We start from the raw sequence: 25,703 nt of genomic DNA on the forward strand, positions 1-25,703 counted from the left end.
AGAGACAATATCAAGACAATAACGAGCCCTCGACATGACCGACCGCAAACTCTCCCTGACCACCGTACTTGTATGCGGCGGTCTTCTCGTCACGTTGTCCATGGGCATCCGGCATGGTTTCGGCCTGTTCAACATGCCGATCACCCAGGCGCATGGCTGGAACCGTGAAACCTTCGCCTTCGCATTGGCGCTGCAGAACCTGATGTGGGGCGCCAGCCAGCCCATCGCCGGCGCGCTGGCCGACAAGTTCGGCGCCATGCGTATCATGCTGATCGGCATCGCCCTGTACGTGGCCGGCCTGATCGTCATGGCCATGGCTACGAGCGGCACCGGCTTTGCCACCGGTGCCGGCGTGCTGATTGGCATCGCGCAGTCGGGCACGACGTACAGTGTGGTCTATGGCGTGATCGGCCGCGTGGCCAGTGCCGAGAAACGGGTCTGGGCGATGGGGATCGCCGCCGCAGCCGGGTCGTTCGGCCAGTTCCTGATGATTCCGGTGGAGCAGACGCTGATTTCCACGGTCGAGTGGCAGAACGCGCTGCTGATCCTGGCCTTCCTCGCCTGCTTCATGCTGCCGCTGGCCCTGACGCTGCGCGAGCCGAAGATGGCGCCGAGCACAGGCCCCCAGCAGAGCATTGGCGAAGCCGCCCGCGAGGCGTTCGGCAATCGCAACTTCCAGTTGCTGACGCTGGGCTACTTCGTCTGCGGGTTCCAGGTGGTGTTTATCGGCGTGCACCTGGCGCCGTACCTGAAGGATCGCGGGCTGGTGGACATCAAGGTCGCCACCGTGGCGCTGGCGCTGATCGGCCTGTTCAACGTCTTCGGCACGTACACCGCTGGCGCGCTGGGTCAACGCATGCCCAAGCGCTATCTGCTCTCCTCGATCTACATTGCGCGGTCGGTGGTCATCGCCGGCTACCTGCTGCTGCCGCTGACCGCGTGGAGCACATGGATCTTCGCCGCGCTGATGGGCCTGCTGTGGCTGTCCACGGTGCCGCTGACCAACGGCATCATCGCCCAGGTGTTTGGCGTGAAGTACCTGTCGATGCTGTCCGGCGTGGTGTTCTTCTCGCACCAGATCGGCAGCTTCCTGGGCGCGTGGCTGGGTGGCTTCCTGTACGACCGCACCGGCACGTACAACACGGTCTGGCTGATCGCTATCGCGCTGGGTGTGGTGGCCGCACTGGTCAACCTGCCGATCCGCGAACAGGCGCTGGTGCGTCCGCAACCGGTGGCGGTCTGACATGGCCTGGGCACGTGGGTTGGGCTATCTGGCGCTGGCGGTGGTGCTGACGCTGGGATTCCTGGCGTACCTGCGGCCGGGTTTCATGGTGGATCTGACGAATATGGTGCTGGCCTGGTGTGGGTAGTTTTCTCCCCTCTCCCGCCATGCGGGAGAGGGGAGAAAACCGAACAAAAGGTAGGTCACTCCCCCTTCGTCTTCTTCTCCAGCACTTCCCACCGCTCCAGCGCTTCGAGCAATTCCATCTCGATGCCGTCATGCCGCGTGGCCAGTTCGGCGGCGCGGGCGGGGTCCGAAGCGTATAGGCTGCCGTCCGCCAACTGCGTGGAGAGCGTCTTCTGCTCGGTCTCCAGCGCGGCGATACGCTCAGGCAGGCTGTCCAGTTCGCGCTGTTCCTTGTACGAGAGCTTGACGGTCCGGCCACCGCTGCGGTTATCGCGGTTGCTGGCCGCCGATTCGACGGGCTTCTGCTCGGCCTGCTTCGCCTGCTTGGCCTGGAGCGCCTTGGCGCGCGCCGTCTGCTCCAGCCAGTCCGAATAGCCGCCCACGGACTCGCGCCAATTCCCGCCGCCTTCGGCGGCAATAGTCGATGTCACCACGTTGTCCAGGAACGCCCGATCGTGGGATACCAGGAAGACCGTACCGCTGTATTCCTCCAGCAGTTCCTCAAGCAGTTCCAGTGTGTCGATGTCGAGGTCGTTGGTCGGTTCGTCCAGCACCAGCACATTGGCCGGCCGCGCAAACAGCCGCGCCAGCAGCAGGCGGTTGCGTTCGCCGCCGGAGAGCGACTTCACCGGTGAACGCGCGCGTTCCGGCGCGAACAGGAAATCGCCGAGGTAGCTCATCACGTGTTTGCGCTGGCCGTTGACTTCCACCCAGTCACTACCCGGGCTGATGGTATCCGCCAGCGATTTCTCCAGGTCCAGCGACGCACGCATCTGGTCGAAGTACGCCACCTGCAGGTTGCTGCCGTTGCGCACGGTGCCGGAATCCGGCGCCAATTCGCCCAGGATCAGGCGCAGCAGCGTGGTCTTGCCCACGCCGTTGGGACCGATCAAACCCACCTTGTCGCCGCGCATGATCGTGGCCGTGAAGTCGCGCACCACGACCTTCTCGCCGTACGACTTCGACACATCGGTCAGTTCGGCCACGATCTTGCCCGAGCGGTCCGCCTGCGAGACTTCCAGCTTGACGTTGCCCTGCACGTCACGGCGCGCGGCACGCTCGCTGCGCATCGTCACCAGCCGCTGGATGCGGGCCACGCTGCGCGTGCGGCGCGCTTCCACACCCTTGCGGATCCAGACTTCTTCCTGCGCCAGCAGCTTGTCGAACTTGGCCTGTTCCACGGCCTCGTTGGCCAGCAGTTCGGCCTTGCGCACCTGGTATGCCTCGAAATTGCCCGGGAACGACAGCAGCTTGCCACGATCCAGTTCGACGATGCGCGTGGCCACGCGGTCCAGGAAGGCGCGATCGTGGGTAATCAGCAGCACGCTGCCGCGGAAGTTCAGCAGCAGGTCTTCGAGCCAGCCGATTGCCTCGACGTCCAGGTGGTTGGTCGGCTCGTCCAGCAGCAGGATGTCCGGTTCGGCCACGAGACCCTGCGCCAGCGCCACGCGCTTCTGCAGGCCGCCCGAGAGCGCGTCTACCCGCACATGCGGATCGAGGTTGAGCCGGGCCAGCGTGGTTTCCACACGCGTGCGCAGGTGCCAGGCGTTGGCCGCATCGAGTTCGGCCTGCACATCATGCAACTCGGCCAGCGTGGCCTCGTCGTGATGGGTGTCGAGCTTGGCCAGCGCGGCGTCGTAGCGCAGTAGCAGGTCATGTGCCTCGCCCATGCCCAGGCTGACCGCATCGAACACGGTCAGGCCCGGCGCGAACTGTGGTTCCTGCGCCACATAGGCCGAGGTGACGCCGCTCTGGCGGGAAATCAGGCCGTCATCCGGCGCCGACGCCCCGGAAATGATCCGCAGCAGCGAGGACTTGCCGCTGCCGTTGCGGCCAATCAGGCCGACCCGCTCGCCGGCTTCGAGCGAGAAATCGGTGTGGTCAAGCAATGCCACGTGGCCAAAGGCCAGTTGGGCATCGGTAATGGAAAACAGGGCCATGGTGAGAAGGAGACGGGTGAGCGCGATGCCTGGGTGCGGCGCGGGGAGCGCCGGCACAGGGTGCGGACGCGCGAAAGGCAGGCCCGAATTGTAGACGACTGTGGTGGGCGGCTGCGGCATCAGACCGAAGGGCGCCTCTGGTTACGCAGTGGCGGCCACGAAAAAGAAAAGGCCCGTTCGGTTGAACGGGCCCCAAGAGTCTCTCCTCGGTGCCCTGCTCGCAAGGCACGTCTGAAGGATAGCCAGCCGCACGCTGCGCCAGAAGTCGGACAAATCCTTAAGGGAAAGTCCCCGTCAACCTGCGATGGCGCAAAGCGTTGCGCGCCGGGAACGTTGAAGATCGCCACTAGCTGATGCTGTTGTGCCTTGCACGTGGCCCGTGGAACAATCGGCGCCATCGGTTTCTCCGACCGCGCAACGGCCGCACCAGTACGAAAGCAGCATCAGAGCCGGAACCATCCGGCCATCGGCGGCAAACATGCCGCCTGGGTTATTTCCTGACAATTTTTCGACGGGTATTTTCATGACCAATTCGGGCCTGCCGCGCCGTGCCTCAATCCGAGGTCTGGCGTCTGTCGTAGTTTCCTTTGCCGCGCTGCTCTGCCTGCCCGCCTCGCCGCGGGTGCAGGCCGCCACGCCCAACTCCGTGGTGCTGCGCATCCAGCAAAGCGGTGTCATCCGCATTGCCCACCGCGAAAGCTCGGTGCCATTCTCGTTCGTGGCCGACGGCAAGCCGATGGGCTATGCCGTGGACCTCTGCCTCAAGGTGGCCGATGCCCTGCGCTCCCAGCTCAAGCTGCCGCAACTGCGGGTGGAGTGGGTGCCGGTGACACCGGCTTCCCGGATTCCCGCCATCGTCGACGGCAAGGCCGATCTTGAATGCGGATCGACCACCAATAACCGCGAACGGCGCGACCAGGTGGCCTTCACCATCCCGCACTACATTGCAGGCAGCCGCATGATCGTGAAGTCCGATTCCGGTATCCGCAAATGGAACGACCTGCGCGGCAAGACCGTGGTTTCGACCACGGGCACCACGCCGCTGGCCATGCTCCGCAAGATGGACGAAACGGGCGCGATGGGATGGAAGGTGGTGGAAGCCAAGGACCACGCCGAGGCGTTTGCCATGGTGGAAGCGGGCAAGGCCGACGCCTTCGTCATGGATGACGTGCTGCTGTACGGCCTGCGCGCTAACGCCAAGAACCCGACGGCCCTGACAGTGACGGGCGACCTGCTCACCATCGAGCCGTACGCCATCATGCTTTCGAAAAACGATGCCGAGTTCAAGAAGATCGTGGACCGCGCAATGATCGCCGCGATCTACGATCAGGAAACGCAGAAGCTCTACCGCAAGTGGTTCCAGCAGCCGATTCCGCCCAATGGCATCACGCTCGATATTCCCATGAGCTACCTGCTGCGCGATTCGTTCAAGTTCCCCAGCGACAAGGTGGCAGACTGAAACTGCCTCAAGGTCCGGCCGGGATGGCCGGGATGGCCGGCATGCGAAACTAGCGGCCAAACTCTCGCATTCCGCCCTCCTTTCGCACGATCACGATGACTGCCGCCTCATCCATCAAACTGTCTGACTTGTCTGTTTCCACGGCAGTTGCTGGCCTGATCGCCATGCTGACCGGCTACACCAGTTCACTGGTGCTGATGATCCAGGCCGGGCAGGCAGCCCACCTCAGCGATGCACAGATTGCCTCATGGATCTGGGCATTGTCGGTGGGAATGGGCGTGACCACACTTGGATTGTCGCTGGCGATGCGCGTGCCGGTGGTCGTGGCATGGTCCACGCCCGGCGCGGCGCTGTTGATCGCCAGCTTGCCCGGGGTGCCCTACCCCGAGGCCATCGGCGCCTTCTTGATGGCTGCACTGTTGATGACGGCGGCTGGCCTGACCGGCTGGTTCGACCGGCTCATGAAGGCGCTTCCGGCGAGCATCGCGTCGGCGCTGCTCGCTGGCATCCTGTTCCGGATCAGCGTTGATGTCTTTATCCAGGCACAGCACCAGACCGTGCTGCTGCTCGTGATGTTCGCCGCCTACCTGCTGGGCCGCCGCCTGTGGCCACGTTACGCCGTGCCGGTGGTGCTGGCCATTGGCGTGGCGCTGGCTGGCGCGCTGGGCCAGTTGCACTTCGAGCAATTTCACTTCGCCGCCGCGCTGCCGGTTTGGACCACGCCGGCGTTCTCGCTGTCGGCATTCATCAGCATCGCCGTGCCGCTGTTTATCGTGGCGCTGGCATCGCAGAATATTCCAGGGCTGGCCGTGTTGCGCGCCGATGGCTACCACGTGCCGGCCAGCCCGCTGATTACGGTGACGGGCGTTGCATCGGCCATCCTCGCGCCGTTTGGCTCGCATGGCATCAACCTCGCAGCGATTACCGCCGCCATCTGCACCGGTCCGCAAGCGGATGCCGACCCGCGCCGCCGCTATATGGCGGCGGTGGTCTGTGGTATCGGCTATCTGGTGATGGGCGTGATGGCCGCGAGCATCGCAGCGCTATTCGCGGCGTTTCCGAAGGCACTGGTGGTGGGCGTGGCAGCGTTCGCGCTGCTGGGATCGATCGCCAATGGCCTGACTGTTGCCATGCAGACGCCAGCCGAACGGGAATCGGCGCTGCTGACGTTCATGATCACGGCATCGGGCATGACGCTGGCCGGAGTCGGCTCGGCTTTCTGGGGTGTGGTGGGCGGAATGCTCGCGCTGCTGATTCTCAAGCCGCGCGAGCAACGAGCAAGCTGAACCGTCCCTGCAACGGCAACCTACAGCAGCAGGAAGGCGATCTCGGACGCCGGGATCTGCGACACGGGCACGCCGCGCCGACGCTGGAACAGCACATGTTCCAGCACGCGGTCGCGCTGTTCGGCAAACACTTGTGGATCGAAGCGCAGCGCATACACGGCGTAGTGCTCAGCCAGCAGCTTGTAGACCCGATGGCGGACGAGCAGCATCTCGTTCTCGGCGTGGAGTTGGGCCATCTCCGTGCTGTGGTCCTCTTCGAGCTGGCGCATGCTGACCACCACGCGGGCATGCATTCCCCGGTAGCGGTCGATCTCGGCATGGGCGCGCCGCAACTCCTCGCGCACGCTGCGCACTTCCTGTATCAGCTTGAGGTTCTGCTGGACGCCGCGCTGGATGCGCGACGCCTCTTCGAGCGCGTGATCGGCGGCGGCAATCGTGTTCTGCCAAACGCCGTCTCGGGGCTCCTCGCGGACATCCGGCGTTCCCTCGACGCCAGCTAGCCGCGTGACGGGCCACTGCGTGACCGCGTCCGGTTCGTTATTCATGATGCTCCCCTAACCCGTCTGCACCACAACCCGCCACCGGCGATTTTTTGATGCCGGCATGGTCAGGCCACGGCCTGTAAATCACCGCGACGCATTGTCGCCGTCTCGACCAACTATTACGAGCGGCCTTTGTTTTAATGTGTGTCCCATCATTCAAGCCCGCTTGCGCGACTACCGCAACCACCGCAAAGAGGGGTAATCCATCCGCCGGAAACCTTTACCCCGCTTGGGTTAGCGCGGTTCCGACGCGGCGTTTGCAGGCCCCACGCAGCAAGGCATCGGATAATGTCCTCTTTCAAGCGGCCCGCGCGTCGCTTTTTACGGTGCCTCCCTTCGTTTCGCCCTCTCGCCCCGCATTCCATGAACGGATACGTACTCCTCACCCTTGCCATCATTGCCGAAGTCATTGCCACCAGCAGCCTCAAGGCCGCCGAGAATTTCACGCGGTTCTGGCCTAGCGTGCTGGTCGTGTCGGGGTATGTCGCAGCGTTCTGGCTGCTGATGCAGGTCATGAAGACCGTGCCGGTTGGGGTGGCCTACGCCATCTGGTCCGGCGCCGGCATCGTGTTGGTCACCCTGATCGCGTCGATCCTCTACCGTCAGATTCCTGACCTTGCCGCCTGGCTGGGCATCGGCCTGATCATCGCCGGCGTGGCCGTGATCCAGCTGTTCTCGAAAATGAGCCACTGAGGGCGTTGAGGGGCGCGGCGCTCAGCCCTTCGGCGGCAGCGTCCGCAACAACCGGTTGACATGTGCGAGCGTGTCGCACTCGTCCACCTTCTGGCGCCGCCGCTGCTCGATGATGTCGAGCAAGGCGCGAACCTGCCCGTTCTTCGCTTCGCAAACTTCCCCGCCTTCCTTCGGACACGCCACCTCGATCTCGCCACGCAGGCTTTCCTGCACGATATCGATCAGCGCCGAACAGCCCGACGTGTCCGCCAACGCCGGATCGGACGCGGCCTGCAACGCCATGACCGGGGCGGCAGCCAACAACGCAAGCGCAGGCAACCAGCGGAAAAGCCTCCGCGGCACCCGAGAAGTCCGGGAAATGGGCATGGATTGGACAGATATGAATCAGGCAGCACCGCCGCTGCGGCGTGCGGGCTACATCATAGCGGTTTGTTTAATTCGGCCGAGAAAAATAGCAATTGCCGTGAAAGCGCCCCGCCACAACTCAGAAAAAGGGACCTCAAACTCAGTTACAGACAAGGCTATTTCGGATTATTTGTTGAAGCTGGATGACATGTCTGACCCTGAAGGTACGGTGGTCTCGGTAACATCGGGTTTCAAATCGCGATCGGTCCGGGGAGTACAATTGCCGCCCTGCCTATGATTCGAACGCCTCTACTGGAATGCCAACAATATCTGACAGTTCCGCCGACGATCTTGTCCGTTTTGTCTCCAAAGTCGTATTTGGCCGGCATGTGCTGCGACTCATGGTGTTCCTGATCCTGTGCGGTGCTGCCGGCGCCTACCTCATGCCTGCGCCACTCCAGACCTGGTTTGCATCTGCCTTGATCCGCATCGGCCAGGCCGGCGATGCCCGCAGTTCCTTGCTGGACCCACAAGCCGTGCGCCAGCGCATACAGTATCGCGGCTTCGTGCTGGAGGCATTGAAAGGCGCCGGCTTGCCGGATGACCCCCAGACAAACATGACCGCCCAGATCGCGGCAGACTCCTTCGGGATTGTGGCAAAGGGACCGAATAACGATGGACGCATGATCGAAATCAGCGTGCGCGGGCCCGACCCTGCAACGGCCAAGCGCGTCATCGCGTCCGCAGTCTCTATCCTGGTTGCCGAGCACAAGCCCGCCATTGCTGCCTACGAGACACGCATGCGCGCCCAGATCGACAGCCTCAATGAGTCCGTTGCGACTTATGAAACACAGCGCAAGCAGTTAATGGCGCTGGCCAACGCCCAGGGACCGAAAAAGGAAATCACAAAAGGGGTCACCGTGGCCGACAAAATCCAGATCATCGACGTGGACAGCCGCCGCCTGATCAAGCAACGCGAGATGCTGGAAGAACAGCTCGATCCCACGCGCACATTCGAGACCGCCGAAATTGGCCCGGTTGTCGTGACCGATCGACGCTATGGTCCCAACCGCTGGTGGGGTGTCCTGACGGGCGTTCTTATGGGCGTTTTCTTCTACGTTGCATATCTCGGCATAGCCAGTGCCGAGTTCCGTCAGGCCATCAACCGGGCTCGCGGCTACGGCCATGCTTGATAAATCCCTTGCCGTCATCTACAGCCTCATGATCCTGGGGCAGGCAGCAGCATTGCGTGCCTACATCGGAACATGGATTGCGCCGGCCTGCCTCTGGGGCCTGTTCTGGTTCATGTTCACGTTCGTACCCCTGGTCGCACTGTGGAACGTACCGGTCAATCCCGATGCCGTGCTGTATCTGCTAGTCGCCAGTTGCCTGTTCTCGCTGACGGCCTTGCCGTTCAGTTGGCGGCGTGTCTTCCGCCTGCGCCGCGAAAATCCCATGACCGTCGACTACGGCAGCGCGTTCATGCTGAATGCGTTCTATGTGATCAGCCTGGTGGCGATCTTCAGCTTGTTGATCGACCTGTGGATTCAGGGTGTGACGATATGGGATGCCATCTTCAGCCCCATGCAGGTTGCGGCCCGCATGATCGATATGCGGTATTCCGAATCGCTGGTGCCCAACATTTTCTCGAAGCTGAGCTTTGCCACACAGTACCCGGCCGCCATTATCGGAGGCTTCATCTATGTAACGCGCCCGGCTGGCGCCAAGAGAGCCAGAATCCTGGTTCTTACCTTTCTGCCATCGATCCTCGGCATGATCCTGCTGGGCGCAAAAGGCACGCTGTTCCAGGCCTTTGCCTTCTACTGGGGTGGCACGCTCGTCTGCAAGATCCAGCGCGGAGACCTGCGCATCCTCTCCAGGGAGGAGATCCGGAAGCTACTGCCGTACGGTGCGCTAGTCGTCGGACTTGTCACGGTCTCGCTGCTCTCCCGCTTCATCGGCAATGCCGGAGCAGATATTCTTGAGGGTCTGCAACGCCTGTTCGCCTCCTACGTGACCGCGCACCTCTACGGCTTCTCGGACTGGTTCAGCTTCACCACCGACGCCAGCTTCACGCAGTACTACTTCGACCTCCACAACAGTAGCGCGCTATATACCTTTACACCGATTGCACGTCTTCTGGGCGACACCACCGCACTGCCTCCGGGAACGTACGACGAATACTTCACCTACGATGCACTATTCCAGACCAACATCTACACGATGTTCCGGGGACTGATCATCGATTTCGGGATGTGGGGATCGTTGCTCTTCATGGTGCTGTTCGGCGTGGCGATGCACCTGTCCTACTGGATGTTCCTCGTGGCGCGCTACCCAGCCATGTCGGCCTCGATCTTTATCCACTCGGTAGGGTATTTCTACAGTTCGTTCATGATCAGCCTGCTGACTTACAACAGCATCTATCTGAGCGTGGTGATTATCGCCATCGTACTGTTCATGAACCGGATTGCTTCGCTGCAATTGCAACGCGCCAAACTGGGCGTAGGAAGCCTTACGTAGGAGCACCCGTCTTCGGATTATCAGGAGTATCCGAAGCACTCAGGAAGATTCCAACGGTTTATCGCTGACTTGGCTGAAGGCCGGCCCGCAACCCCTGAAATCTCAGGGGTGGGGAAAACTGAAGAACTGCTGCAGACTTAGGAATGGTCCCGCCGACAGGAATCGAACCTGTATCTAGCGCTTAGGAGGCGCTCGTTCTATCCATTGAACTACGGCGAGCGGACCGTCTGCATGCCACGGTGGCCGCGCGGTGGCGGGCTTGTGGTGAGACGGGGCGCAGTATAGCAAACTCGACCACCCTGCCGCCACGGCGGGAGGTGCCGGCACCGGCTGCGTGACGGGTGCTGGCGGCGTTGCGGGTGCCCGGTGCGCTGAGGCGGTGGCAGGCGCGGCCGCGGCGAGCGTTGCAGCTTTCCCAATCGATCAGTCCTGGCATGATGGTCTCCCTGGTTTCGTTCTTCGATGTGGATGGATTCAGGCGGCCTGCATGCCACCGCCATGACGGCCGGTCAGCAGGGCGCGGACCATGTGCAGCACGGTGATGGCGGCGGTGCGCGGGTGACGCAGGCAGGTTTCCACCTGTTCGCTGCGGGCTTGTCCGAGCAGGCACCACGTGCAGAAGTGCTCACAGTTGTTGGTCAGCAGGTGGTAGTGGTCTTCACCGAGGCGGCTGCGGGCGCGGGACACGGCTTCGGTGCCGACGAACCGGGCGCAGGGTTCGAGCTTGACCGCCACCGTGTGGCCGTCGGCGAACTGCTCGATCGAGGTTTCCTCGACGGGGGCAGCGTGCAGGGTGTGGCAGAAGCCGGCGTAGTGGATGACCCGGCCGCTGCCGATGTAGATGCCGTGGTGGGCGTAACCGTTGCGTTCCGTCACGAGATGGGCACCCACCAGATAGAGGTCCTGGCTTTCGGCTTGTTGTTGGTTTTGGGTGTTCATGGCAGTTCTCGGTTCGGTGTCTGTGGCTGGCAGCCAGCGCTGCGTTGTTGCCACACCAACCGCATCAAGCGTGCCAGGGAGGGGAAATCACGGCAGGACAAGGCTTTGCGGGAGATTGCCCGGATTTGAACCATGCGGAGCGTCGGCATTGCGCCGACAGATGATGGGCGATTGTGTTGGTTTCCCTGCGCCAGCCGCGGTGAAAACCGCAGCAGCTCGCAATGGAATACGCCTTTGCAACGGGGTGGTGGTTGCCATCCACCTTCGACTGGCACGGTGTTGGTCGCTGACCAACCGTTTATGCGCCGCCTGATCCCCAAAGCCCAGATTAAGCAACGAGAACATCACCGCACCGCATGGCACAGCGCTTGCACTAAGTGGATACCCGCGCCAGAACCCCTCAGGAGACCATTATGGCCACGCTCACCATCCGCGATCTTGCTGCCCATCGCTCACTCGATTTCCGCGCCATGTCGGCTGTCCGGGGCGGCGGTGCGCCGTGGGTATTCGGCTGGATTCAGCCCTACGTCGCGGCGCGTCCGAGCACGTTGCCCGTCGTGAACTTTTACGAGATCAATTACAGCTTCTATGCTGATCAGATGAACAATCAGTTCCAGAACGTCAACGTCCAGAACAACGCGCCGAATTCGACCATCACAGTCGACGCTGCGATGGACGCCCGGAACAAGGGACGATTGGTCTGAGTCCTGCATGAAACAGCAGGACCTTCGCGGTACCCCCAACACCTGACGGCCGCCCCGGGGGGCGCCATTCGCGCGGCGACTCATGGGTCCGCGCCGGAGCACACCGTGACCTGCGTATCGCAATTCCGCTGGATCTCCGCCGCGTCCACCGACGTCGGACTGGTGCGTGAACGCAACGAGGACGCCTGCCTCGACGCCCCCGAGCGCGGCATCTGGGCCGTCGCCGATGGCATGGGCGGCCACGCCGTCGGCGAATTCGCCAGCCGCGCGATCGTCCAGGCGCTCACGGCGCTGCCTGCGGCCGAGAACCTCGACGCCGCCGTGGAGCACGCGCGCATCGCCATTCAGACCGTGAACCAGTTGCTGATCGACGAAGCGCAGCGCATGAAGGTGCGCGTGATCGGCAGCACCGTGGTCATGCTGATGGCCTGCGAGCGCCGCTGCAGTTGTCTATGGGCTGGCGACAGCCGCCTCTACCTGTTCCGCGACGGCCACCTCAAGCAACTCACGCGCGACCACAGCCAGGTGGAGCGCCTCAAGGCACGCGGGCTGATCACGGCCGAGGAAGCCCGCCATCATCCCGCGCACAACACCATCACACGCGCCGTCGGCGCGGCCCCTAAGCTCGATTTGGAGTTGCTGACATTGGAAATCGGGGATGGCGATGTGTTCCTGCTCTGCAGCGATGGCCTGAGCAACGAGGTAGAAGACGCGCAAATAGCCGAACTACTCGACCTCGGCCACGAACCCGTCACCACGGCCGATGCGTTACTCAAAAGCGCGTTAGCCCATGGCGGACGCGACAACGTATCGGTCGTCGTCATCCGCGCCGAGGATATGGGTGGGGGATCGGATATGACGTTGTTGAATCCGGAGGTTTGAGGGGCTGCGTTTGATGGAACGCAAGCCGTTGCGAAATGCAGCGACTCGACGCGAGTCTTTCCTTGCGAGCAATATTGGATTGAGCAGAAATAGCGGACGGTGGTGTTGCCGTCCGCTGGCAGGACAAGCGCAGCATCGTTTCCGAAACTTGCTGCGATCCTCTGCCTTATGCATCCGCTTGTTGGTCTGCTTCGGCGCATGGCCCGTCTGTTCGCCTGCGCCGTCATGGTGTTGCCGTGCGTGTCCTTTGCCTATGCGCCGGTCGAACACTTCTACGCTTTTGGCCCAGTACCTTGGGCCTTCTTCGAGACGCCCGAAGAGACTTGCGACTATCTGAATCGCACCAACTTTACCAACCGACAATGGAGGTATTTAGAAAGCGCTCGTCGATGCTGGGACGGAGACCGGTGGACGCTCGTTCTCACCTCGCCACGTTGCGCACCCGACGGCTCGGAGCCACGCAGCACCGCCAGGAAAGACGAACGATGTGGCGGACCATTTTTCTGGTCTGTCAACACTCCGGTCAGGGAAATCGAGGACGACAGCTGCAAGATCGGCAATCCAGTATCTGTTGGCACTGGCGCAAAGGCCCAGACAGAAATCGATATCCCCGGAACGGAAAGCGTCGCGCCACTTCAGCGTTCCTACCAGTCAAACGTGCGCTTCGCCGCCTCAGATTCCTTCGGACCCAACTGGGTACACCCATGGAACAGGCAGATACAGGTTCCGACTCCATCTAGCGAAACCATTGCTGCGCTACGCCCTGACGGCTCGGCCAGAACATTCCGAAAATCTGCGACGGGCTGGGCTTCAACCTCCGGGCGCGACACCATCACACCTGAGCCCCAGACAAACGGTGCCATCGGCTGGCGATACTTTCATGCCGACGATGATTCCATCGAGATCTATGACGCTCGTGGCCGCCTACTGTCGATCAGCGCTCGAAATGGACAGACAACCAACCTGCGCTACGACCCGGGCGGAAAGCTGATAGAGGTGGTCAGTCATTTCGGACGGCGCTATCGCTTCCAGTACGACGGTGCAGGACGTATTACCTCAATCACCGATCCCACGGAGCAGACCACCCAGTACGCCTACAACCAGTGGGGCATGCTGGAGTTCGTGACACACCCGGACGGAACACGACGGACGTATCACTATGAAATGTCGCGCTATTCGACAACGAATGCGAAATACCTGACAGGGATCACCGACGAAGCCGGCGTCCGGTTCTCGACCTATACCTACGATGGAGACGGCCGCGTAACCAGCACAGAACTGGCCGGAGGGGTAAACAACCGCACGCTGGTCTACAGCAATGAACTCACCACCGCGCGCACATATCCTCGTGGCACACCCGCTACGCTCTACAAGCAGACACGCGTCGGCAATCGCTTGCTACCCTCTTCCATCGAAGGTCCAGTGCCCGAGGAAGGCGGCGCAAAATCCATTGCATACGATGCCGCAGGCAACATCTCCGGCACAGTTGGCTTCGACGGCAATGAGACCCGATACAGCCACGACGCACAGGGTCGTGAGACACAACGCATCGAGGGGTATGGGACTGCGGCGGCTAAGACCACAACCACCGAGTGGCATCCGACATGGAATCTGCCGCTGAAGATTGCTTCACCAGGGCGGATGGACTTCTTCACCTACGATTCCTCGGGCCAAACTCTCAGCTATTCCACCAATGCGACGAACGATCAGAGCGGCGCTGCCGGGTTCAGTGCAGCCCAAATCGGCCAGCGCACTGGTATGCGCCGGGAGTATGACGCTAGCGGACTTGCTGTGACAGCACTGGATACAGTTGACAACGCGGAGACTGCGCGATGGACGTACACATATGACGCAGCAGGAAATCTGGCAACCTTAACGAACCCCCGAGGGCAGACCGGCAGGGCTCTCAGCTACGACGGCGCTGGAAGACTCCTTACTGCGATTGATACGGCCGGCAGGCAGATTGAAATCCAGTACAACAGCCGGGGCAACATGACACGGTACCAACGAGGTACCGATGTGGTCGTCTACGCTTACAACCAAGTCGGATTCCTAACGACAGTATCAGGGCCCGGTACGTTTCGATTTGAGCTGGAGTACGACGATGCACACCGTGTGGCAGCGTATTGGTTGCCTGCAGATGTGACGCCGGAGGTCTTTTCCGCTATATCTGACAATCCGTTTGGCCGCGCCGCTGCCGCGCCCTCCAATGCACCTCAGTCGAAGCAAAAAGCTGGTTGGCTTAGGTCGATCTGGAATATCTTCAAGACATGGTTGGGGTCGTTGTTTGCGGACGCTAATGCGCAGGCTGGTTCCCCTCTTGTTAGAAACCCGGTTAACCGTGGGGGTGGGCAATCGGGACCCGGTATGGCTCCCAGGCCAGCGCCTGCCGACGTACTAGAGCAGGGCAACGCCGCAAAGCACGACCCGTTGCTGTCCTACATCGATTCAGTCGCGAACAGGGCCGGGGACGCAGTCCTCGCTACGATCCGGCATATAGGAGGGACATTCTATGGAGCCTCCAAGCTAAATGTCTGTGATGATGGCGGTGACGGAGGCGACTGCGACAGGCGGTACGATATCGATGTCGGCAACTGCCAAGGTGTCGTGAAAGCTCGCTACATGATCGCGGGAGTCAAAATATGCTTGGCGTCTGCAGCCCTGCGATACGGAGAATGTCTCCGTAAAGGTCCTGCAGGTATTACAACACCTTTGGCCGGATTTGATACTCCGCTATAGCCATGAACCATCTGAAAAGAATCGAATTCGCTTACGACCCGGAACAGGAAGCCCTTCTTATCCGATTTCCTGACAGGCTTTCGACGCCTTCGAACGCCATTAAAAATGAGACGCTTAGCCAAATGACATTCGAGCAAGCCGCTGTCTTCATTGGTGAGAAGGTTCTGTTGCAATACCCTGTTTATCATGAAATGTTCAAGGACTATCTGTGGTCTGAGGACGGGACTGTGCCTCCGAAGAAATCCTAGCTTCCGAGACGCCGAACGATTGACCTGCAGGCTCGGGTTACTTCTAACCTGAGCCCCGAGTTCCCATACACCGGAACACCTCATGAATTCTGACGACCTTTCTGGCCCGTTCTTCTCATTGTCATGAACCGCTCAGATCCCGATCGCCAAGCCGCTCAGGTTGCATCAATCATTCGCTCTGCTTTCCCTATCTTTCCAATCCCTCAAGGGCATCGACGACCTGATGGCATCTCCGACTACGAAGTCGATGACGACGTTCAAAAATTCCATGGACGGATGTGGACGGAGATATCGATTGAGCACTGGTATCGCTGTGTGTCGCCATCGTTCATTCGTTTCGCGACGAGCAGCGAATTCTTCAACTACTATCTGCCGTCGTTGCTGGTCGCGGTAATGCAAAGCGATGATTATTTGCACATGGCACTCGACGCCCTGCTTCCCACGAACCCGAAGAACGAACCTCGCGCCGAATGGAAAGCCTTCCGCACGAGCCTGAGCGTTGAACAAGCAGAGGCAATTGTCGCCTTCCTTGAATGGGTAAAGGAAAGCAGCCCCCCAGAGAGTGGCGAATGGCATGGCGCAGATGCTGGCCTGAGCGGACTATGGAACTAATCGCCTGACCTACTTCCCCTCAACCTGCCGACTATTGTTCCTGAAATCCTTCGAATGAATCCCGTGCTTTTTCAGCAACATCTGCACATGCGACCGATTCATGTCGAAGCGCCTTGCGAGTTCCGCTACGGTGCCGCCGACTTCCTGTAGACCACGTTCGAGAAACGCACGTTCGGCTTCGTCGCTGGCGGCGCGTTTGGCTTCGCTTAGCGATGGAGCGGTGCCAATGTCGGTCACGATCGCCTTGCCGGGGAGGGCTGTGCCACCTGTGGCGGCTTGCAGTCCGGCGGGCTTTGGGCGGATGTCTTGTGGCAGGTGGACGAAATCCGCAGTGTCTCCGGCCAGGCATGAGAGCCGGTACATCAGGTTGCGCAGTTCGCGGATGTTGCCGGGGTAGCCGTAGTGCAGCAGGAAGTCGCGCAGGCGTGGTGTGAGTTTGATGGGGCGGCGCTTGAGCATGCCTGCCGCTTCGTCGCCGAAGTAGGAGACCAGTAGCGGGATTTCGTCGCGGCGTTCGCGCAGGGCGGGCAGTGTGACGTGGATTACGCTGAGTCGATAGAACAGGTCTTCGCGGAACGTGCCTTCCTCGCTCATCTTGCGCAGGTCCTTGTTCGTGGCGGCGACGATACGCGTATCGACAGCGATCACTTCGTCGGAGCCCACGCGTTGTATTTCGTGCGCCTCCAGCACGCGCAGCAACTTCACCTGCCCGGTCAGCGGCAACTCGCCGATTTCGTCGAGGAAGATGGTGCCCGTATGTGCGCTTTCGAACTTGCCGCGACGGTCGTTGGCGGCGCCCGTGAACGCGCCCTTCTTGTGGCCGAACAGCTCGGATTCGAGCAGGCTGTCGGGAATGGCGCCGCAGTTGACCGAGATAAACGGCTTGTCGGTGCGCGAGCCATTGGCGTGAATCACCTTCGCCATCAGTTCCTTGCCGGTGCCGCTTTCTCCGTCGATCAACACGGGCAAGTCGGTAGGCGATGCCTTCTCTGCGATTTCCAGTGCCTCCAGCAACTTGGGGTTGTCGCCGAAGGTGCCCTCGAAGATGAAGCTGCGTTCCATCAGCGCCTGGCGTCGTTCGCGCGACGACATCTCCACAGGTTCCACCTCGGCTACTTCGGCTTCCCCCGTGGCAGAGGCCGCCGCTACGAAACGTTCCTTGTGCGAGAGGCCCATCACCTCGTCGCGCAGCGTGGTGGCCTGCTTGAGCAGCTTCTCGATCTCGGGACGTTCGAGCCGCGACGACCAGCGCAGCGTCGAGCGCAATATCTCGATCTTCTCGATCAGTCCCGCGAACGTGACGGAGGACGTGACGGGCGATGTAGACGAGGTGGGGTTATAGAGCTTCATGGTGTCATCCCGTCACGCCCCGCTCAATTGCTTCTGCACCAGCTGGTAGTACATGCCCCGGCGCTCGATCAGTTCCTCGTGCCGACCCTGCTCCACGATGGCGCCTTCGTACAGCACCAGGATCTTGTCGGCCTGCATGATCGTGCTGAGGCGGTGCGCGATGATCACCGCCGTGCGGCCGCGCAGGATGTCCTGCATGTTCGCCAGGATGTTGCTCTCCGATTGCGTGTCGAGCGCCGACGTGGCCTCGTCGAACACCAGCAGGCGCGGATCGTGATACAGCGCGCGGGCGATGCATAGCCGCTGAATCTGCCCACCGGAGAGTCCGATGCCGCGCTCGCCCACCATCTGCTCGTAGCCCAGCGGCAGCTTGGAGATGAACGCGTGCGCATCGGCCATCTTCGCCACTTCCTCGATGCGTCGCCGGTCGGGGCTGTCATCGCCGCATGCAATGTTCTCCGCCACCGTGCCCGAGAACAGCAGGTTGCTCTGCATCACATAGCCCACTTGCGCACGGAAGAACTCGGTGTCGATCACGTTCATGTCGTAGCCGTCCACCGTCATCGTTCCTTCACTCGGCTTGTAGAAGCCCACGAGCAGCTTGGCGAGCGTGGTCTTGCCCGATCCACTGCGTCCGACGATCGCCACCATCTCGCCCGGCCGCATATGGAAGCTGATGTTCTCCAGCACGTACGCGGTGTCATCGCCGCCATAGCGGAAGTACACGCCATCGAAGCGGATCTCGCCTTGCAGGTCAGGCAGCGAGACACGCGACATCACATCCTGCGGCTTCTGCTCGGGTTCGAGATCGAGCACGTCACCCAGCCGTTCCATTGCCACGCCCGCGTCGTTCAATTGGCCCCACAGCGCTACCAATCCCATCAGCGGGGCGAGTACGCTGCCCATGAAGGCGTTGAATGCGATCAACTGCCCGATGGTCAGTTCCCGCTCCAACACCAGCGTTGCCCCAACCCACAGGATCGTGATCGTCGTAGCGGCATTGAGCAACTGGCTCGCCAGCCCCACGAGGATGTGGAACGATTGCGCCTGATACTGCTTGTCGAGCGCCTTGGCGTACTTGCGTTCCCAGCGCAGCCGCACGGGCCGCTCGATGCCAATGCCCTTCACGGTCTCCGCACCGCCAAGCGTCTCCATCAGATACGACTTGGCATCGGTTGACGCGGCAAACACCTCGCGCGCATAGCTCTTGATCTTCGGTGTCACCAGCACGGTCAGCAGCGCGATGGGGATCACGAACGCAATCAGCAGCAGCGTCAGCTTCACGTTGTAGAGAAACATGATGCTGAAGTAGATGAACACCATCAGCAGGTTCAGCGCGGTGGTCACCGTCGATTCCGTGAGGAAGGCGCGGATCGTCTGGTTCTCCTGGAAACGCGCGAAGATGTCGCCGGTCTTGCGCTTGGCGAAGAACGACAGCGGCAGCGACAACGTGTGCTTGAAGAAGTGCGACATCATCGCGAAATCCATATTGCGCACCATGAAGTTGGCCAGGTACGCACGTATGGTCACCATCAACTGCGTGAACAGGTTCGAGATGATCAGCCCCAGTATCAGCAGGTGCAGCAGCCCCACGTTCTGATGCACCACTACGCCATCGAGAATGTTCTGGATGATCAGCGGCGGCACCACGCCCAGTAGCTGAATCACAAACGTGGCGAGGAACAGATGCGCGAGAATGCGCTTGTACGGTGCCAGATAGCTGATGAAGCGCAGCCACGGCGAGCGCGACACCGCCAGCTCGGTCATCTGCGCACCAGGTGAGAACAGCAGGCATGTGCCGCTCCAGCCGCGCTCGAATTCCTCGGCGCTCATCTTGCGGAAGCCGATGGCCGGATCGGCCACCCAGACATGGCGCTTCGACACACCATAGACCACCACGTAGTGGTAACCCTCCCAGTGGATGATGAACGGCAGCTCGAATCCTTCGAGTGCATCACGCGTGCATTGCACACCGCGCGCAGTAAAGCCAAGCGATTCGCCTGCACGCGCCAGGCTGTCGAGTGTGGCGCCCGCGGTGGTCACGTTCGCCAGTTCGCGCAGCTTGCCGAGCGTCATCGGAATGCCGTAGTGGCGACAGATCATCGCCAAGCACGCGGCACCGCAATCCATTTCCTCGGCCTGCTCCACCAGTGCGAAGCGGCGGATCAACCGTTCGCCCATCTCGGGCTTGGAATGCAGGTCGAGCAGCACAGGCCGCTTGCGCCGTTCCGCAAGTTTCTTCTGCCGATGCAGTTCGCGATCCACCACGCGGATGCGGTCTTCGAGCACCTCGCGCAACCGCGCGTTGCGTTCGAGGATCAACTGCACGGTCTTCTCCGGGATCACCAGCAGCCGCACATCGGTCTCGGCGATGGCCGATGCGATCTGCTCCTGCCGCATCACGCATGCGCGCTCACCGAAGATATCGCCCTGCCCCAGCGTGGCCAGTGCGAACGTGTCGCCATCTTCTTCGCGTTCGATGCGCACTGTGCCCTGCCGCACCACATAGAGCCGCCGATCGTCGCGGCCATCCTGCTGAAGAATCGGCTTGCCCGCCGTCACGCGTTTCACACCGACGCTGCGCACGGCATCTTCCAGCTCGGTCTTGTCGAGCTTGCCGCGCAGGTCGAACAACCGCGCCACGAAGCCACCTGCCGAACTGATGGCCACATAGCTGGTGATAAATGCGAGCGCCGCCGGATTGCCGCCGACCACGGGCTCGGAGACCGCGCGCGGAATCATGATCAGTTCAGTCTTGCCCGACGCACGCACCGACGATTCGTGCCGATACTCGCGCAGCAGCGCAATGTCGGCGAACACCTCGCCGGTCTTGCGAACACCCATGCTGATTTCCTTGCCGTGCTCCTCGTTGAACACGCGCACGGAGCCGCTGCGCACGATGAAGATGCCATCGGCCGGTTCGCCCGCATTGCACACCGTGTCACCGAAGCCAAACGTCAGCGTGCGCGCACTGGCGGCCAGCCGCTCGATCTCGTCACGCGTCAGTGGCGTCAGGATCTCCACCGTCGCGAGGAAGTCGGCCAACGGCAGCGCGGCAACCGACGATGCCGGGCTGACCGGCTCGCTAGCGGGCTTCGATGACATGTTCCTGCGCCCTCGCCATTAGCCATTCCTCACGCAATAGCCGTTTGATCTCCACGGCCACATCGGCATCGAGCCTTGCGGGATGTTTCGCGCGCACCAGAAAGACTTCGAAGAACGAGCGATCCGGTGCGGGGAACGGCCCGAGCAGATCGCCCGGCTCGGCGTTGAAGACCTTGGCCTCGATATCGCCCTTGAGGGAGCCGCGCAGCACCTTGCCGATATCGCCACCCTGCTCGCGCGTATCGGCAATCGAATGTTCGCGTGCCATCTCGTCAAAGCTCTCGGGATCATCCTGCAGGTACGACACCAGCTCGCGCGCCTTGCCTTCGGTATCCACCACGATGTGGCTGACCTCGATGCTGTCGAACTTCGGAGAATTCAACTGGAAGTACGTTTCCACGGCGGCGTCGGTGCCCACCTGATCCAGCATCTTCTCCTGATACAGGCTGTCCGTGATGAAGGTTTCGAATTCATCGAGCGTGATGTTCAGCGCGTCGAGATAGTGATTCATGTCGGTAGCACGATGCAGGCCGTGTACGCGGCGGAACTGGTCGGCGCGCTCCTGCACATCCTCGGGCGCGAGCTGGATGCCATGGCGCCGCGCCGCGTGCGCGGTCAGCTTGTCTCGCACCAGTTGCTCCACCAGCGGCTCGAACTGCCCCGTCAGCTTCAGCACTCTCACGAATTCATCGACGCCGATCACTTCTTCGTCGATACGGACGATGGCGGTCATGGCTCGCTCCTCTTCCTTTTTCTGTCGCTATGTCTCGGATGTTTTTCAGCCAGCCACCTGGCGGAACGGGTCCAGTCCCAGATCGATCAAGCGTCTCTCGCGCACGACGACTTCCGCCGTGGCCGTCATGCCGTAGCGCAGCGGATACTTGCTGCTGCCCACGCTGTAGAAGTCCTGCGCGAGCCGCACACGGCCCTCGTACACGGGCTGCTTGTCCGGCCCCGATGGCTTGGTGGCGGGCGAGATATATTCGAGCGTGCCCGCGATCAGTCCATAGCGCTGGTATGGAAACGCGCTGAACTTGAGCTTCACTGGCAAACCCTCGCGCAGAAACGCGCGGTCGCGCTCGGCGATCTCGATACGCAACATTGGCCGCGCATCCTTGGGCGCGATACCACCGAGCGGCGCATTCGCCTGGATCTTGTCGCCACGCTGCGTCGATGTGACATCGGTGATCACGCCCGACACCGGCGCCAGGATCAGCAGGAAGTTGTCCTTGTCGATGTTCTCGAACTTGATGCGCGCCGCGGCTTCGGCCACCAGCCGTGCGGTCTGTACCTGCAGCCGCAGCTTGTCTTCGGTGGTGCTGATCTCGCGAGCGGCCGCATCGTATTGCACGCGCAGGCTAGCCAGCTCCTGTCCGCTGCCTTCCAACTGCGCACTGGCCTGCGTGTATTGCTGCGCCAGCCGTGCGTCGAGTTCGCTCAACCGCGATTGCGCCACACGTAGATCGTTCTCGGCTTGCTGCGTGGTGGCGCGTTTGGCTTCCACCTGCGACTGCGACACCCCACCGCCTGCCGGCAGGGCGAACAACCGTGCGTAGCGATCCTGCTCCTGACGCGCGAAATCGCGCGCGCGTCGTGCATTGTCGAGATTGCTGCGCGCTTCGGCCAGTTGCGCGCGCTGCTGCTCCGCGAGCCGCGTCGTGCCCTCGGCCAAACGGTTCTCGTGTTGACGCGTGCCCAGTTCGATCTGTTGCTTCAGCGCCAGCGCGCGACGCTCCAGCAATGCCTTGCGCTCGGGAAACTGCTTCCATTCGCGCTCGGCATCTTCGAGTTTCAGTTGCGCCTGCAACGCGTTGGCCGCCGCTTCGATGGCACCGCGCGCGTTGAGCCGCGCCACCACATCGTCTTTCGATACTGGCTGTCCCTCGGCCACATAGAGATCGGCCAGCTCGCCATCGACGGGTGCATAGAAGCGCCGCACCTCGGATTCCGGTGCCAGCGTTCCCTGCGCAGTGACGATGACATCGGCATGCCCAAAGAACGACCAGATCAATGCGCAGAGCAGCAACCCGGCGGTGGCGACCACCGTCAGCAGCGTGAGCCGGCGCGGTTCTGCACTGAGCAATGCGATGCCTTCTGCACTGTGATCTTCGAGTGCCTCGGTCAAGGGGCGAAGCTGGCTGTCGCGGTTGTCGTCCTTCATGGCTTGCCTCCCGCCCCTACATTGACTTCCTTGCTGGCATCCTTGCTCTCGGTGCCATCGCCCTTGCTGCCCTCGCCCACCAATGACAGCTTGGTCTTGAGCACCGCCGGATCGAGCACCATGCGCAAATCATTGAGCGAGCGCCGCTGCGAATCGATCTCGGACTGGATGTCGTCACGAATCGTGTCCCACTGCGTGGAATCCTCGATCTTCAGTTGCGCGTAGATGCGTAGCCCCTGCCGCGCATCGGCCTGCGCATCGGCCAGCAACTTCGCCTGGCTGCGGAATTTTGCGGAGATACCTGCATCCAGCCGCTGCTCGCCGGCAATCAATCCGTTATTGCGATACTGGCGCCAGCTTGTGGCTGCGCGATTCAGCAACTGGTTGGCGCGCCGCAGCGCCACATCGCGAATCGCCTGCACATCGGCGTCGATGGTCTTCACGTAATACGCATCGGCTTCGGGATCTAGCGATGCATAGAAGCCCAACAACTGCTCCTCGTAGCCGGGCGTACCCTTTGCCGCTTTCACGGCGGCGAACTGCGTGGCAACTTGTTCCTTGTGCGCGGCATCCTTCGCCACATCGTCCGCCCATGGCCCGCTACCGATGGCCTTCAACGCCGTGATGGCCTGCGTGCTGTCGCCCTGCTCCCACGCCTTGTTCGCCAGCGCGTACTGCCGCTGCACATCGTCGGCGGGCAGCTTCGACTTGAGCTTCTGGTACTGCGCCTGGAACGGCGGTGTGGTCAGGTTCAGCTTCTGCATCTGCGCCACGAGTGCACCGGGCGCGCGGGCGCGCAGCGACTGCACCAGACCCGTGTATTGCTTCAGATCCGATTCCACGCGATCCAGACCGGACAGGCGCGGATACTTGTCCTTGTATTCGGCCAGCATCGGCTGCAATGCCTCGGGCTGGTCGCGACCAAGTTCGGTCGCCACCGCAGCATCGAGTCGATCGATTGCTGCCAGATACACCGAATCGTCATTGCGCAGCCGGCGCAGATCGCTCAAGGCGCGCGCATAGACATCTCGGAAGGCGGGCACATCGTTAGCGATGCGGCCAAGCAGGCGCTGATGCGATGCGGTGTCCTCATCCCACCAACGCACGAGTTCCCGAATCTTCGATGCATCGGCGTACATCTTCACCGGCCCTTCCACACCCCCACGCGCCGCGATATAGCGCTCCAGATCGGCCACCCATGCGAGTTGCGCGATCAACGCCTGGCCATCGCGATTGTTCTGGCTGCGCGCACGCATCTCGCCGGCAACGGTTGCGGCGCCGTCGAAATCATTGGCTTGCAGGCGTGCCGACCATTGCGGCACATAGCCCCGCATCAACGCTTCGGCGCCGAGCGTCTGGTACTGCGCGTTGTCGGGGTGGCGGGACAGTACCTTGTCCGCCACTTCGGCCGCACGCACGTACTTGCCCTGATCGACGAGTTCCTGCAGCGAGCGATCCGGTGCGCCACGCCACCAGATGTAAGCGCCACCGATGGCAACCACCGCCACGACGAGGATCGCCACGCGCGCGGCGCGTTCCAGTTGATGGCGATCCCGAATGCCGAAGCTGCGCATCGCCTCGACGAGCATCATCGTCACCTTGCCGCGCGGGGCGGGACGATGTGCCGCATCGGCCGAGGTATCGGGCGGCGACTCGGGATTGATCTCGTCTTCCTGCGCGGCGCGGTAATCCACGCAGAAAATATCGAGGAACGAATCCGCCGCACCCACGAACGTGGTCTTGTCGGGATCGACGTCGACCGGCAGCGCCGCCGCGCCTGTCGACTGGGGCGCCTCGGGCGATGCGACCGGCGCGACGAACAGCGACGTCTTCGTGGCCGTGGCATCGGCGTCCGCTTCGTACTCGATCTGCACGCGGTAGACGAAATGGCTGCCGCCGAAGGCCAGCACGTCGCCGGGCTCCAGGCGGATCGACTGCTCGCGCAACCGCACACCATTGACGAAGGTGCCATTGGTACTGCCGAGATCTTCGATCCACGGCACGCCTTGTTTCAGGAACAGGTGCGCATGGCGGCGCGACAGGTAGTTCACCTGATGCGGATAGTCGTCGCGATAGCGCGCAAAGGTGTCATCGGCCTTGCTGACCATGAACGGAAAGCCCGTCACGATCACCGGCTGCAGCCCGAGATCCTCGCGCATCGGCGCCAGGGTAACCGCCACGCGAGGCGGTTCCGGTTCTGCGGGCCGTGGGTATAGGCGCACGCGATAGGCGAGGCCAGCACCAAAGCTGACCTCGTCGCCATCACGCAGCACGGCGGGCTGCTGCGCCACGGCATCGCCATTGACGTGCGTGCCGTTCTTGCTGCCGAGATCAGCCACATAGACCGCGCCATCCTCGGAGAAGATGCGTGCATGGCGGCGCGACAGCACCGAGACCGCTTCGGTGGGATACGCCGCGAACGGCGCCTCGCCGCGACCAATCGCGAAGAGGTCCTCGTCGATGCGGATCTCGCCGAGCTCGGGGCGCGATACCGGCATCAGCAGGACGTCGAACACCTGACCCGCTTTCGGCGCCATCACCGGCACATCGAGGAAGGGTGCTTCGTCGCGCGTCATGTCTCAGCGGAACCAACAGTGGAGCCCGTGGCGCGCATCCGCAACGCGACACCGCCACGCGCAGTGGCAGACATCGAACGAAGGCGGCAGGTCACGGGTAAGAACATAGTAGGCCACGCCTGAAGGGAGTCAATGCGCTGCGCCGCAGCGTTGCGCAAACGCACGCACGGTGCGGGTTTCAAGGATGAAACGGT

Annotated in this window: 23 protein-coding genes and 1 tRNA gene; 13 read left to right on the forward strand and 11 right to left on the reverse strand. The window is 61.9% G+C overall.

The features are described 5' to 3' along the window. The first annotated feature begins 34 nt into the window (after nucleotides 1–34). Nucleotides 35–1,243 (forward strand): MFS transporter, encoded by a 1,209-nt coding sequence (locus FFS21_RS01555; protein ID WP_137923172.1) that lies wholly within the window; start codon nucleotides 35–37, stop codon nucleotides 1,241–1,243. Nucleotide 1,244: 1 nt separating this feature from the next. Beyond that, nucleotides 1,245–1,370 (forward strand): hypothetical protein, encoded by a 126-nt coding sequence (locus tag FFS21_RS32660; protein ID WP_283205132.1) that lies wholly within the window; start codon nucleotides 1,245–1,247, stop codon nucleotides 1,368–1,370. A 55-nt stretch (nucleotides 1,371–1,425) separates the two neighbouring features. Here FFS21_RS32660 and FFS21_RS01560 read toward each other — a convergent pair whose 3' ends face one another. Next, nucleotides 1,426–3,348, reverse strand: a complete 1,923-nt coding sequence (locus FFS21_RS01560) for an ATP-binding cassette domain-containing protein (RefSeq protein WP_137923173.1) — start codon at nucleotides 3,346–3,348, stop codon at nucleotides 1,426–1,428. 294 nt (nucleotides 3,349–3,642) lie between these two features. After that, entirely contained in the window at nucleotides 3,643–3,873 is a 231-nt protein-coding gene (locus FFS21_RS01565; RefSeq protein ID WP_137923174.1) for a hypothetical protein, read from the reverse strand. Between FFS21_RS01565 and FFS21_RS01570 the strand changes: the two genes are divergently transcribed. Together FFS21_RS01570 and FFS21_RS01575 are read left to right on the forward strand one after the other, a co-directional pair. Continuing rightward, a complete protein-coding gene (locus tag FFS21_RS01570) occupies nucleotides 3,872–4,807 on the forward strand; it encodes an amino acid ABC transporter substrate-binding protein (protein WP_137923175.1) in 936 nt (311 codons plus the stop codon). The genes FFS21_RS01565 and FFS21_RS01570 overlap by 2 nt on opposite strands. Before the next feature lie 95 nt (nucleotides 4,808–4,902). After that, nucleotides 4,903–6,093, forward strand: coding sequence for a benzoate/H(+) symporter BenE family transporter (locus FFS21_RS01575; protein ID WP_137923176.1), 1,191 nt, complete (start codon nucleotides 4,903–4,905; stop codon nucleotides 6,091–6,093). 20 nt (nucleotides 6,094–6,113) lie between these two features. Here the strand turns inward: FFS21_RS01575 and FFS21_RS01580 are convergent, their stop codons facing one another. Then, nucleotides 6,114–6,638 carry a hypothetical protein gene (locus FFS21_RS01580; RefSeq protein WP_137923177.1) on the reverse strand — a complete coding sequence of 175 codons (525 nt, stop codon included), beginning with the start codon at nucleotides 6,636–6,638 and terminating at the stop codon, nucleotides 6,114–6,116. A 360-nt stretch (nucleotides 6,639–6,998) separates the two neighbouring features. Between FFS21_RS01580 and FFS21_RS01585 the strand changes: the two genes are divergently transcribed. Further along, a complete protein-coding gene (locus tag FFS21_RS01585; RefSeq protein ID WP_137923178.1) occupies nucleotides 6,999–7,328 on the forward strand; it encodes a DMT family transporter in 330 nt (109 codons plus the stop codon). A 21-nt stretch (nucleotides 7,329–7,349) separates the two neighbouring features. Here the strand turns inward: FFS21_RS01585 and FFS21_RS01590 are convergent, their stop codons facing one another. Further along, the gene (locus FFS21_RS01590) at nucleotides 7,350–7,670 is read right to left on the reverse strand and encodes a hypothetical protein (RefSeq protein ID WP_249359047.1); all 321 of its coding nucleotides are present in this window, start codon (nucleotides 7,668–7,670) and stop codon (nucleotides 7,350–7,352) included. Between the two features lie 22 nt (nucleotides 7,671–7,692). On the opposite strand from FFS21_RS01590, the gene FFS21_RS01595 reads away from it, so the two are divergent. From FFS21_RS01595 to FFS21_RS01605, 3 genes are all read left to right on the forward strand, one after another. Beyond that, the gene (locus FFS21_RS01595) at nucleotides 7,693–7,971 is read left to right on the forward strand and encodes a hypothetical protein (protein ID WP_137923180.1); all 279 of its coding nucleotides are present in this window, start codon (nucleotides 7,693–7,695) and stop codon (nucleotides 7,969–7,971) included. 103 nt (nucleotides 7,972–8,074) lie between these two features. Next, the gene (locus FFS21_RS01600) at nucleotides 8,075–8,866 is read left to right on the forward strand and encodes a GumC domain-containing protein (protein ID WP_137923181.1); all 792 of its coding nucleotides are present in this window, start codon (nucleotides 8,075–8,077) and stop codon (nucleotides 8,864–8,866) included. Beyond that, nucleotides 8,859–10,193, forward strand: coding sequence for an O-antigen polymerase (locus FFS21_RS01605; RefSeq protein WP_137923182.1), 1,335 nt, complete (start codon nucleotides 8,859–8,861; stop codon nucleotides 10,191–10,193). The genes FFS21_RS01600 and FFS21_RS01605 overlap by 8 nt, the downstream gene beginning before the upstream one ends. A 144-nt stretch (nucleotides 10,194–10,337) precedes the next feature. Here the strand turns inward: FFS21_RS01605 and FFS21_RS01610 are convergent. Further along, nucleotides 10,338–10,412 (reverse strand) — tRNA-Arg (locus FFS21_RS01610). Nucleotides 10,413–10,667: 255 nt separating this feature from the next. After that, entirely contained in the window at nucleotides 10,668–11,132 is a 465-nt protein-coding gene (locus FFS21_RS01615; RefSeq protein WP_137923183.1) for a lecithin retinol acyltransferase family protein, read from the reverse strand. 413 nt (nucleotides 11,133–11,545) lie between these two features. Between FFS21_RS01615 and FFS21_RS01620 the strand changes: the two genes are divergently transcribed. The 5 genes from FFS21_RS01620 (at nucleotide 11,546) to FFS21_RS01640 (ending at nucleotide 16,317) form a co-directional block, all read left to right on the forward strand. Then, nucleotides 11,546–11,836 (forward strand): hypothetical protein, encoded by a 291-nt coding sequence (locus FFS21_RS01620; RefSeq protein WP_137923184.1) that lies wholly within the window; start codon nucleotides 11,546–11,548, stop codon nucleotides 11,834–11,836. Between the two features lie 105 nt (nucleotides 11,837–11,941). Then, nucleotides 11,942–12,718, forward strand: a complete 777-nt coding sequence (locus tag FFS21_RS01625) for a PP2C family protein-serine/threonine phosphatase (protein WP_137923185.1) — start codon at nucleotides 11,942–11,944, stop codon at nucleotides 12,716–12,718. 198 nt (nucleotides 12,719–12,916) lie between these two features. Then, nucleotides 12,917–15,457, forward strand: coding sequence for a DUF6531 domain-containing protein (locus tag FFS21_RS01630; RefSeq protein ID WP_171020306.1), 2,541 nt, complete (start codon nucleotides 12,917–12,919; stop codon nucleotides 15,455–15,457). A gap of 2 nt (nucleotides 15,458–15,459) precedes the next feature. Beyond that, complete coding sequence (locus FFS21_RS01635; RefSeq protein ID WP_137923187.1) at nucleotides 15,460–15,705, forward strand: hypothetical protein; 246 nt, start codon at nucleotides 15,460–15,462, stop codon at nucleotides 15,703–15,705. A 123-nt stretch (nucleotides 15,706–15,828) separates the two neighbouring features. After that, nucleotides 15,829–16,317, forward strand: coding sequence for a DUF6714 family protein (locus tag FFS21_RS01640; protein ID WP_137923188.1), 489 nt, complete (start codon nucleotides 15,829–15,831; stop codon nucleotides 16,315–16,317). Between the two features lie 9 nt (nucleotides 16,318–16,326). On the opposite strand, the gene FFS21_RS01645 is transcribed toward FFS21_RS01640, so the two are convergent. Genes FFS21_RS01645 through FFS21_RS01665 form a run of 5 tightly spaced genes read right to left on the reverse strand, consistent with a single transcriptional unit; the run spans nucleotide 16,327 to nucleotide 25,509 of the window. Next, nucleotides 16,327–17,667 (reverse strand): sigma-54 interaction domain-containing protein, encoded by a 1,341-nt coding sequence (locus FFS21_RS01645; protein WP_137923189.1) that lies wholly within the window; start codon nucleotides 17,665–17,667, stop codon nucleotides 16,327–16,329. A gap of 12 nt (nucleotides 17,668–17,679) precedes the next feature. After that, nucleotides 17,680–20,772 (reverse strand): peptidase domain-containing ABC transporter, encoded by a 3,093-nt coding sequence (locus FFS21_RS01650; RefSeq protein WP_137923190.1) that lies wholly within the window; start codon nucleotides 20,770–20,772, stop codon nucleotides 17,680–17,682. Further along, complete coding sequence (locus FFS21_RS01655) at nucleotides 20,753–21,505, reverse strand: peptidylprolyl isomerase (protein WP_137923191.1); 753 nt, start codon at nucleotides 21,503–21,505, stop codon at nucleotides 20,753–20,755. Before FFS21_RS01655 ends, FFS21_RS01650 begins: the two co-directional genes overlap by 20 nt. 45 nt (nucleotides 21,506–21,550) lie before the next feature. Continuing rightward, complete coding sequence (locus tag FFS21_RS01660; RefSeq protein WP_137923192.1) at nucleotides 21,551–22,933, reverse strand: beta-barrel domain-containing protein; 1,383 nt, start codon at nucleotides 22,931–22,933, stop codon at nucleotides 21,551–21,553. Further along, nucleotides 22,930–25,509, reverse strand: coding sequence for an FHA domain-containing protein (locus tag FFS21_RS01665; RefSeq protein ID WP_137923193.1), 2,580 nt, complete (start codon nucleotides 25,507–25,509; stop codon nucleotides 22,930–22,932). Before FFS21_RS01665 ends, FFS21_RS01660 begins: the two co-directional genes overlap by 4 nt. Nucleotides 25,510–25,703 lie beyond the last annotated feature (194 nt).

Source organism: Cupriavidus sp. 2SB (genome assembly GCF_005503625.1).
In the GTDB taxonomy this organism is placed as follows: Bacteria; Pseudomonadota; Gammaproteobacteria; order Burkholderiales; family Burkholderiaceae; genus Cupriavidus.

What these genes read in the sequence shown, in the direction of transcription:
- FFS21_RS01560 (WP_137923173.1), bottom strand. Translation starts at nt 3,348, where the DNA reads ATGGCCCTGTTTTCCATTACCGATGCCCAACTGGCCTTTGGCCACGTG.
- FFS21_RS01640 (WP_137923188.1), top strand. Translation starts at nt 15,829, where the DNA reads ATGAACCGCTCAGATCCCGATCGCCAAGCCGCTCAGGTTGCATCAATC.
- FFS21_RS01665 (WP_137923193.1), bottom strand. Translation starts at nt 25,509, where the DNA reads ATGACGCGCGACGAAGCACCCTTCCTCGATGTGCCGGTGATGGCGCCG.
- FFS21_RS01630 (WP_171020306.1), top strand. Translation starts at nt 12,917, where the DNA reads ATGGCCCGTCTGTTCGCCTGCGCCGTCATGGTGTTGCCGTGCGTGTCC.
- FFS21_RS01580 (WP_137923177.1), bottom strand. Translation starts at nt 6,638, where the DNA reads ATGAATAACGAACCGGACGCGGTCACGCAGTGGCCCGTCACGCGGCTA.
- FFS21_RS01585 (WP_137923178.1), top strand. Translation starts at nt 6,999, where the DNA reads ATGAACGGATACGTACTCCTCACCCTTGCCATCATTGCCGAAGTCATT.
- FFS21_RS32660 (WP_283205132.1), top strand. Translation starts at nt 1,245, where the DNA reads ATGGCCTGGGCACGTGGGTTGGGCTATCTGGCGCTGGCGGTGGTGCTG.
- FFS21_RS01620 (WP_137923184.1), top strand. Translation starts at nt 11,546, where the DNA reads ATGGCCACGCTCACCATCCGCGATCTTGCTGCCCATCGCTCACTCGAT.
- FFS21_RS01655 (WP_137923191.1), bottom strand. Translation starts at nt 21,505, where the DNA reads ATGACCGCCATCGTCCGTATCGACGAAGAAGTGATCGGCGTCGATGAA.
- FFS21_RS01565 (WP_137923174.1), bottom strand. Translation starts at nt 3,873, where the DNA reads ATGAAAATACCCGTCGAAAAATTGTCAGGAAATAACCCAGGCGGCATG.
- FFS21_RS01660 (WP_137923192.1), bottom strand. Translation starts at nt 22,933, where the DNA reads ATGAAGGACGACAACCGCGACAGCCAGCTTCGCCCCTTGACCGAGGCA.
- FFS21_RS01615 (WP_137923183.1), bottom strand. Translation starts at nt 11,132, where the DNA reads ATGAACACCCAAAACCAACAACAAGCCGAAAGCCAGGACCTCTATCTG.
- FFS21_RS01570 (WP_137923175.1), top strand. Translation starts at nt 3,872, where the DNA reads ATGACCAATTCGGGCCTGCCGCGCCGTGCCTCAATCCGAGGTCTGGCG.
- FFS21_RS01650 (WP_137923190.1), bottom strand. Translation starts at nt 20,772, where the DNA reads ATGTCATCGAAGCCCGCTAGCGAGCCGGTCAGCCCGGCATCGTCGGTT.
- FFS21_RS01645 (WP_137923189.1), bottom strand. Translation starts at nt 17,667, where the DNA reads ATGAAGCTCTATAACCCCACCTCGTCTACATCGCCCGTCACGTCCTCC.
- FFS21_RS01595 (WP_137923180.1), top strand. Translation starts at nt 7,693, where the DNA reads ATGGATTGGACAGATATGAATCAGGCAGCACCGCCGCTGCGGCGTGCG.
- FFS21_RS01600 (WP_137923181.1), top strand. Translation starts at nt 8,075, where the DNA reads ATGGTGTTCCTGATCCTGTGCGGTGCTGCCGGCGCCTACCTCATGCCT.
- FFS21_RS01555 (WP_137923172.1), top strand. Translation starts at nt 35, where the DNA reads ATGACCGACCGCAAACTCTCCCTGACCACCGTACTTGTATGCGGCGGT.
- FFS21_RS01605 (WP_137923182.1), top strand. Translation starts at nt 8,859, where the DNA reads ATGCTTGATAAATCCCTTGCCGTCATCTACAGCCTCATGATCCTGGGG.
- FFS21_RS01575 (WP_137923176.1), top strand. Translation starts at nt 4,903, where the DNA reads ATGACTGCCGCCTCATCCATCAAACTGTCTGACTTGTCTGTTTCCACG.
- FFS21_RS01635 (WP_137923187.1), top strand. Translation starts at nt 15,460, where the DNA reads ATGAACCATCTGAAAAGAATCGAATTCGCTTACGACCCGGAACAGGAA.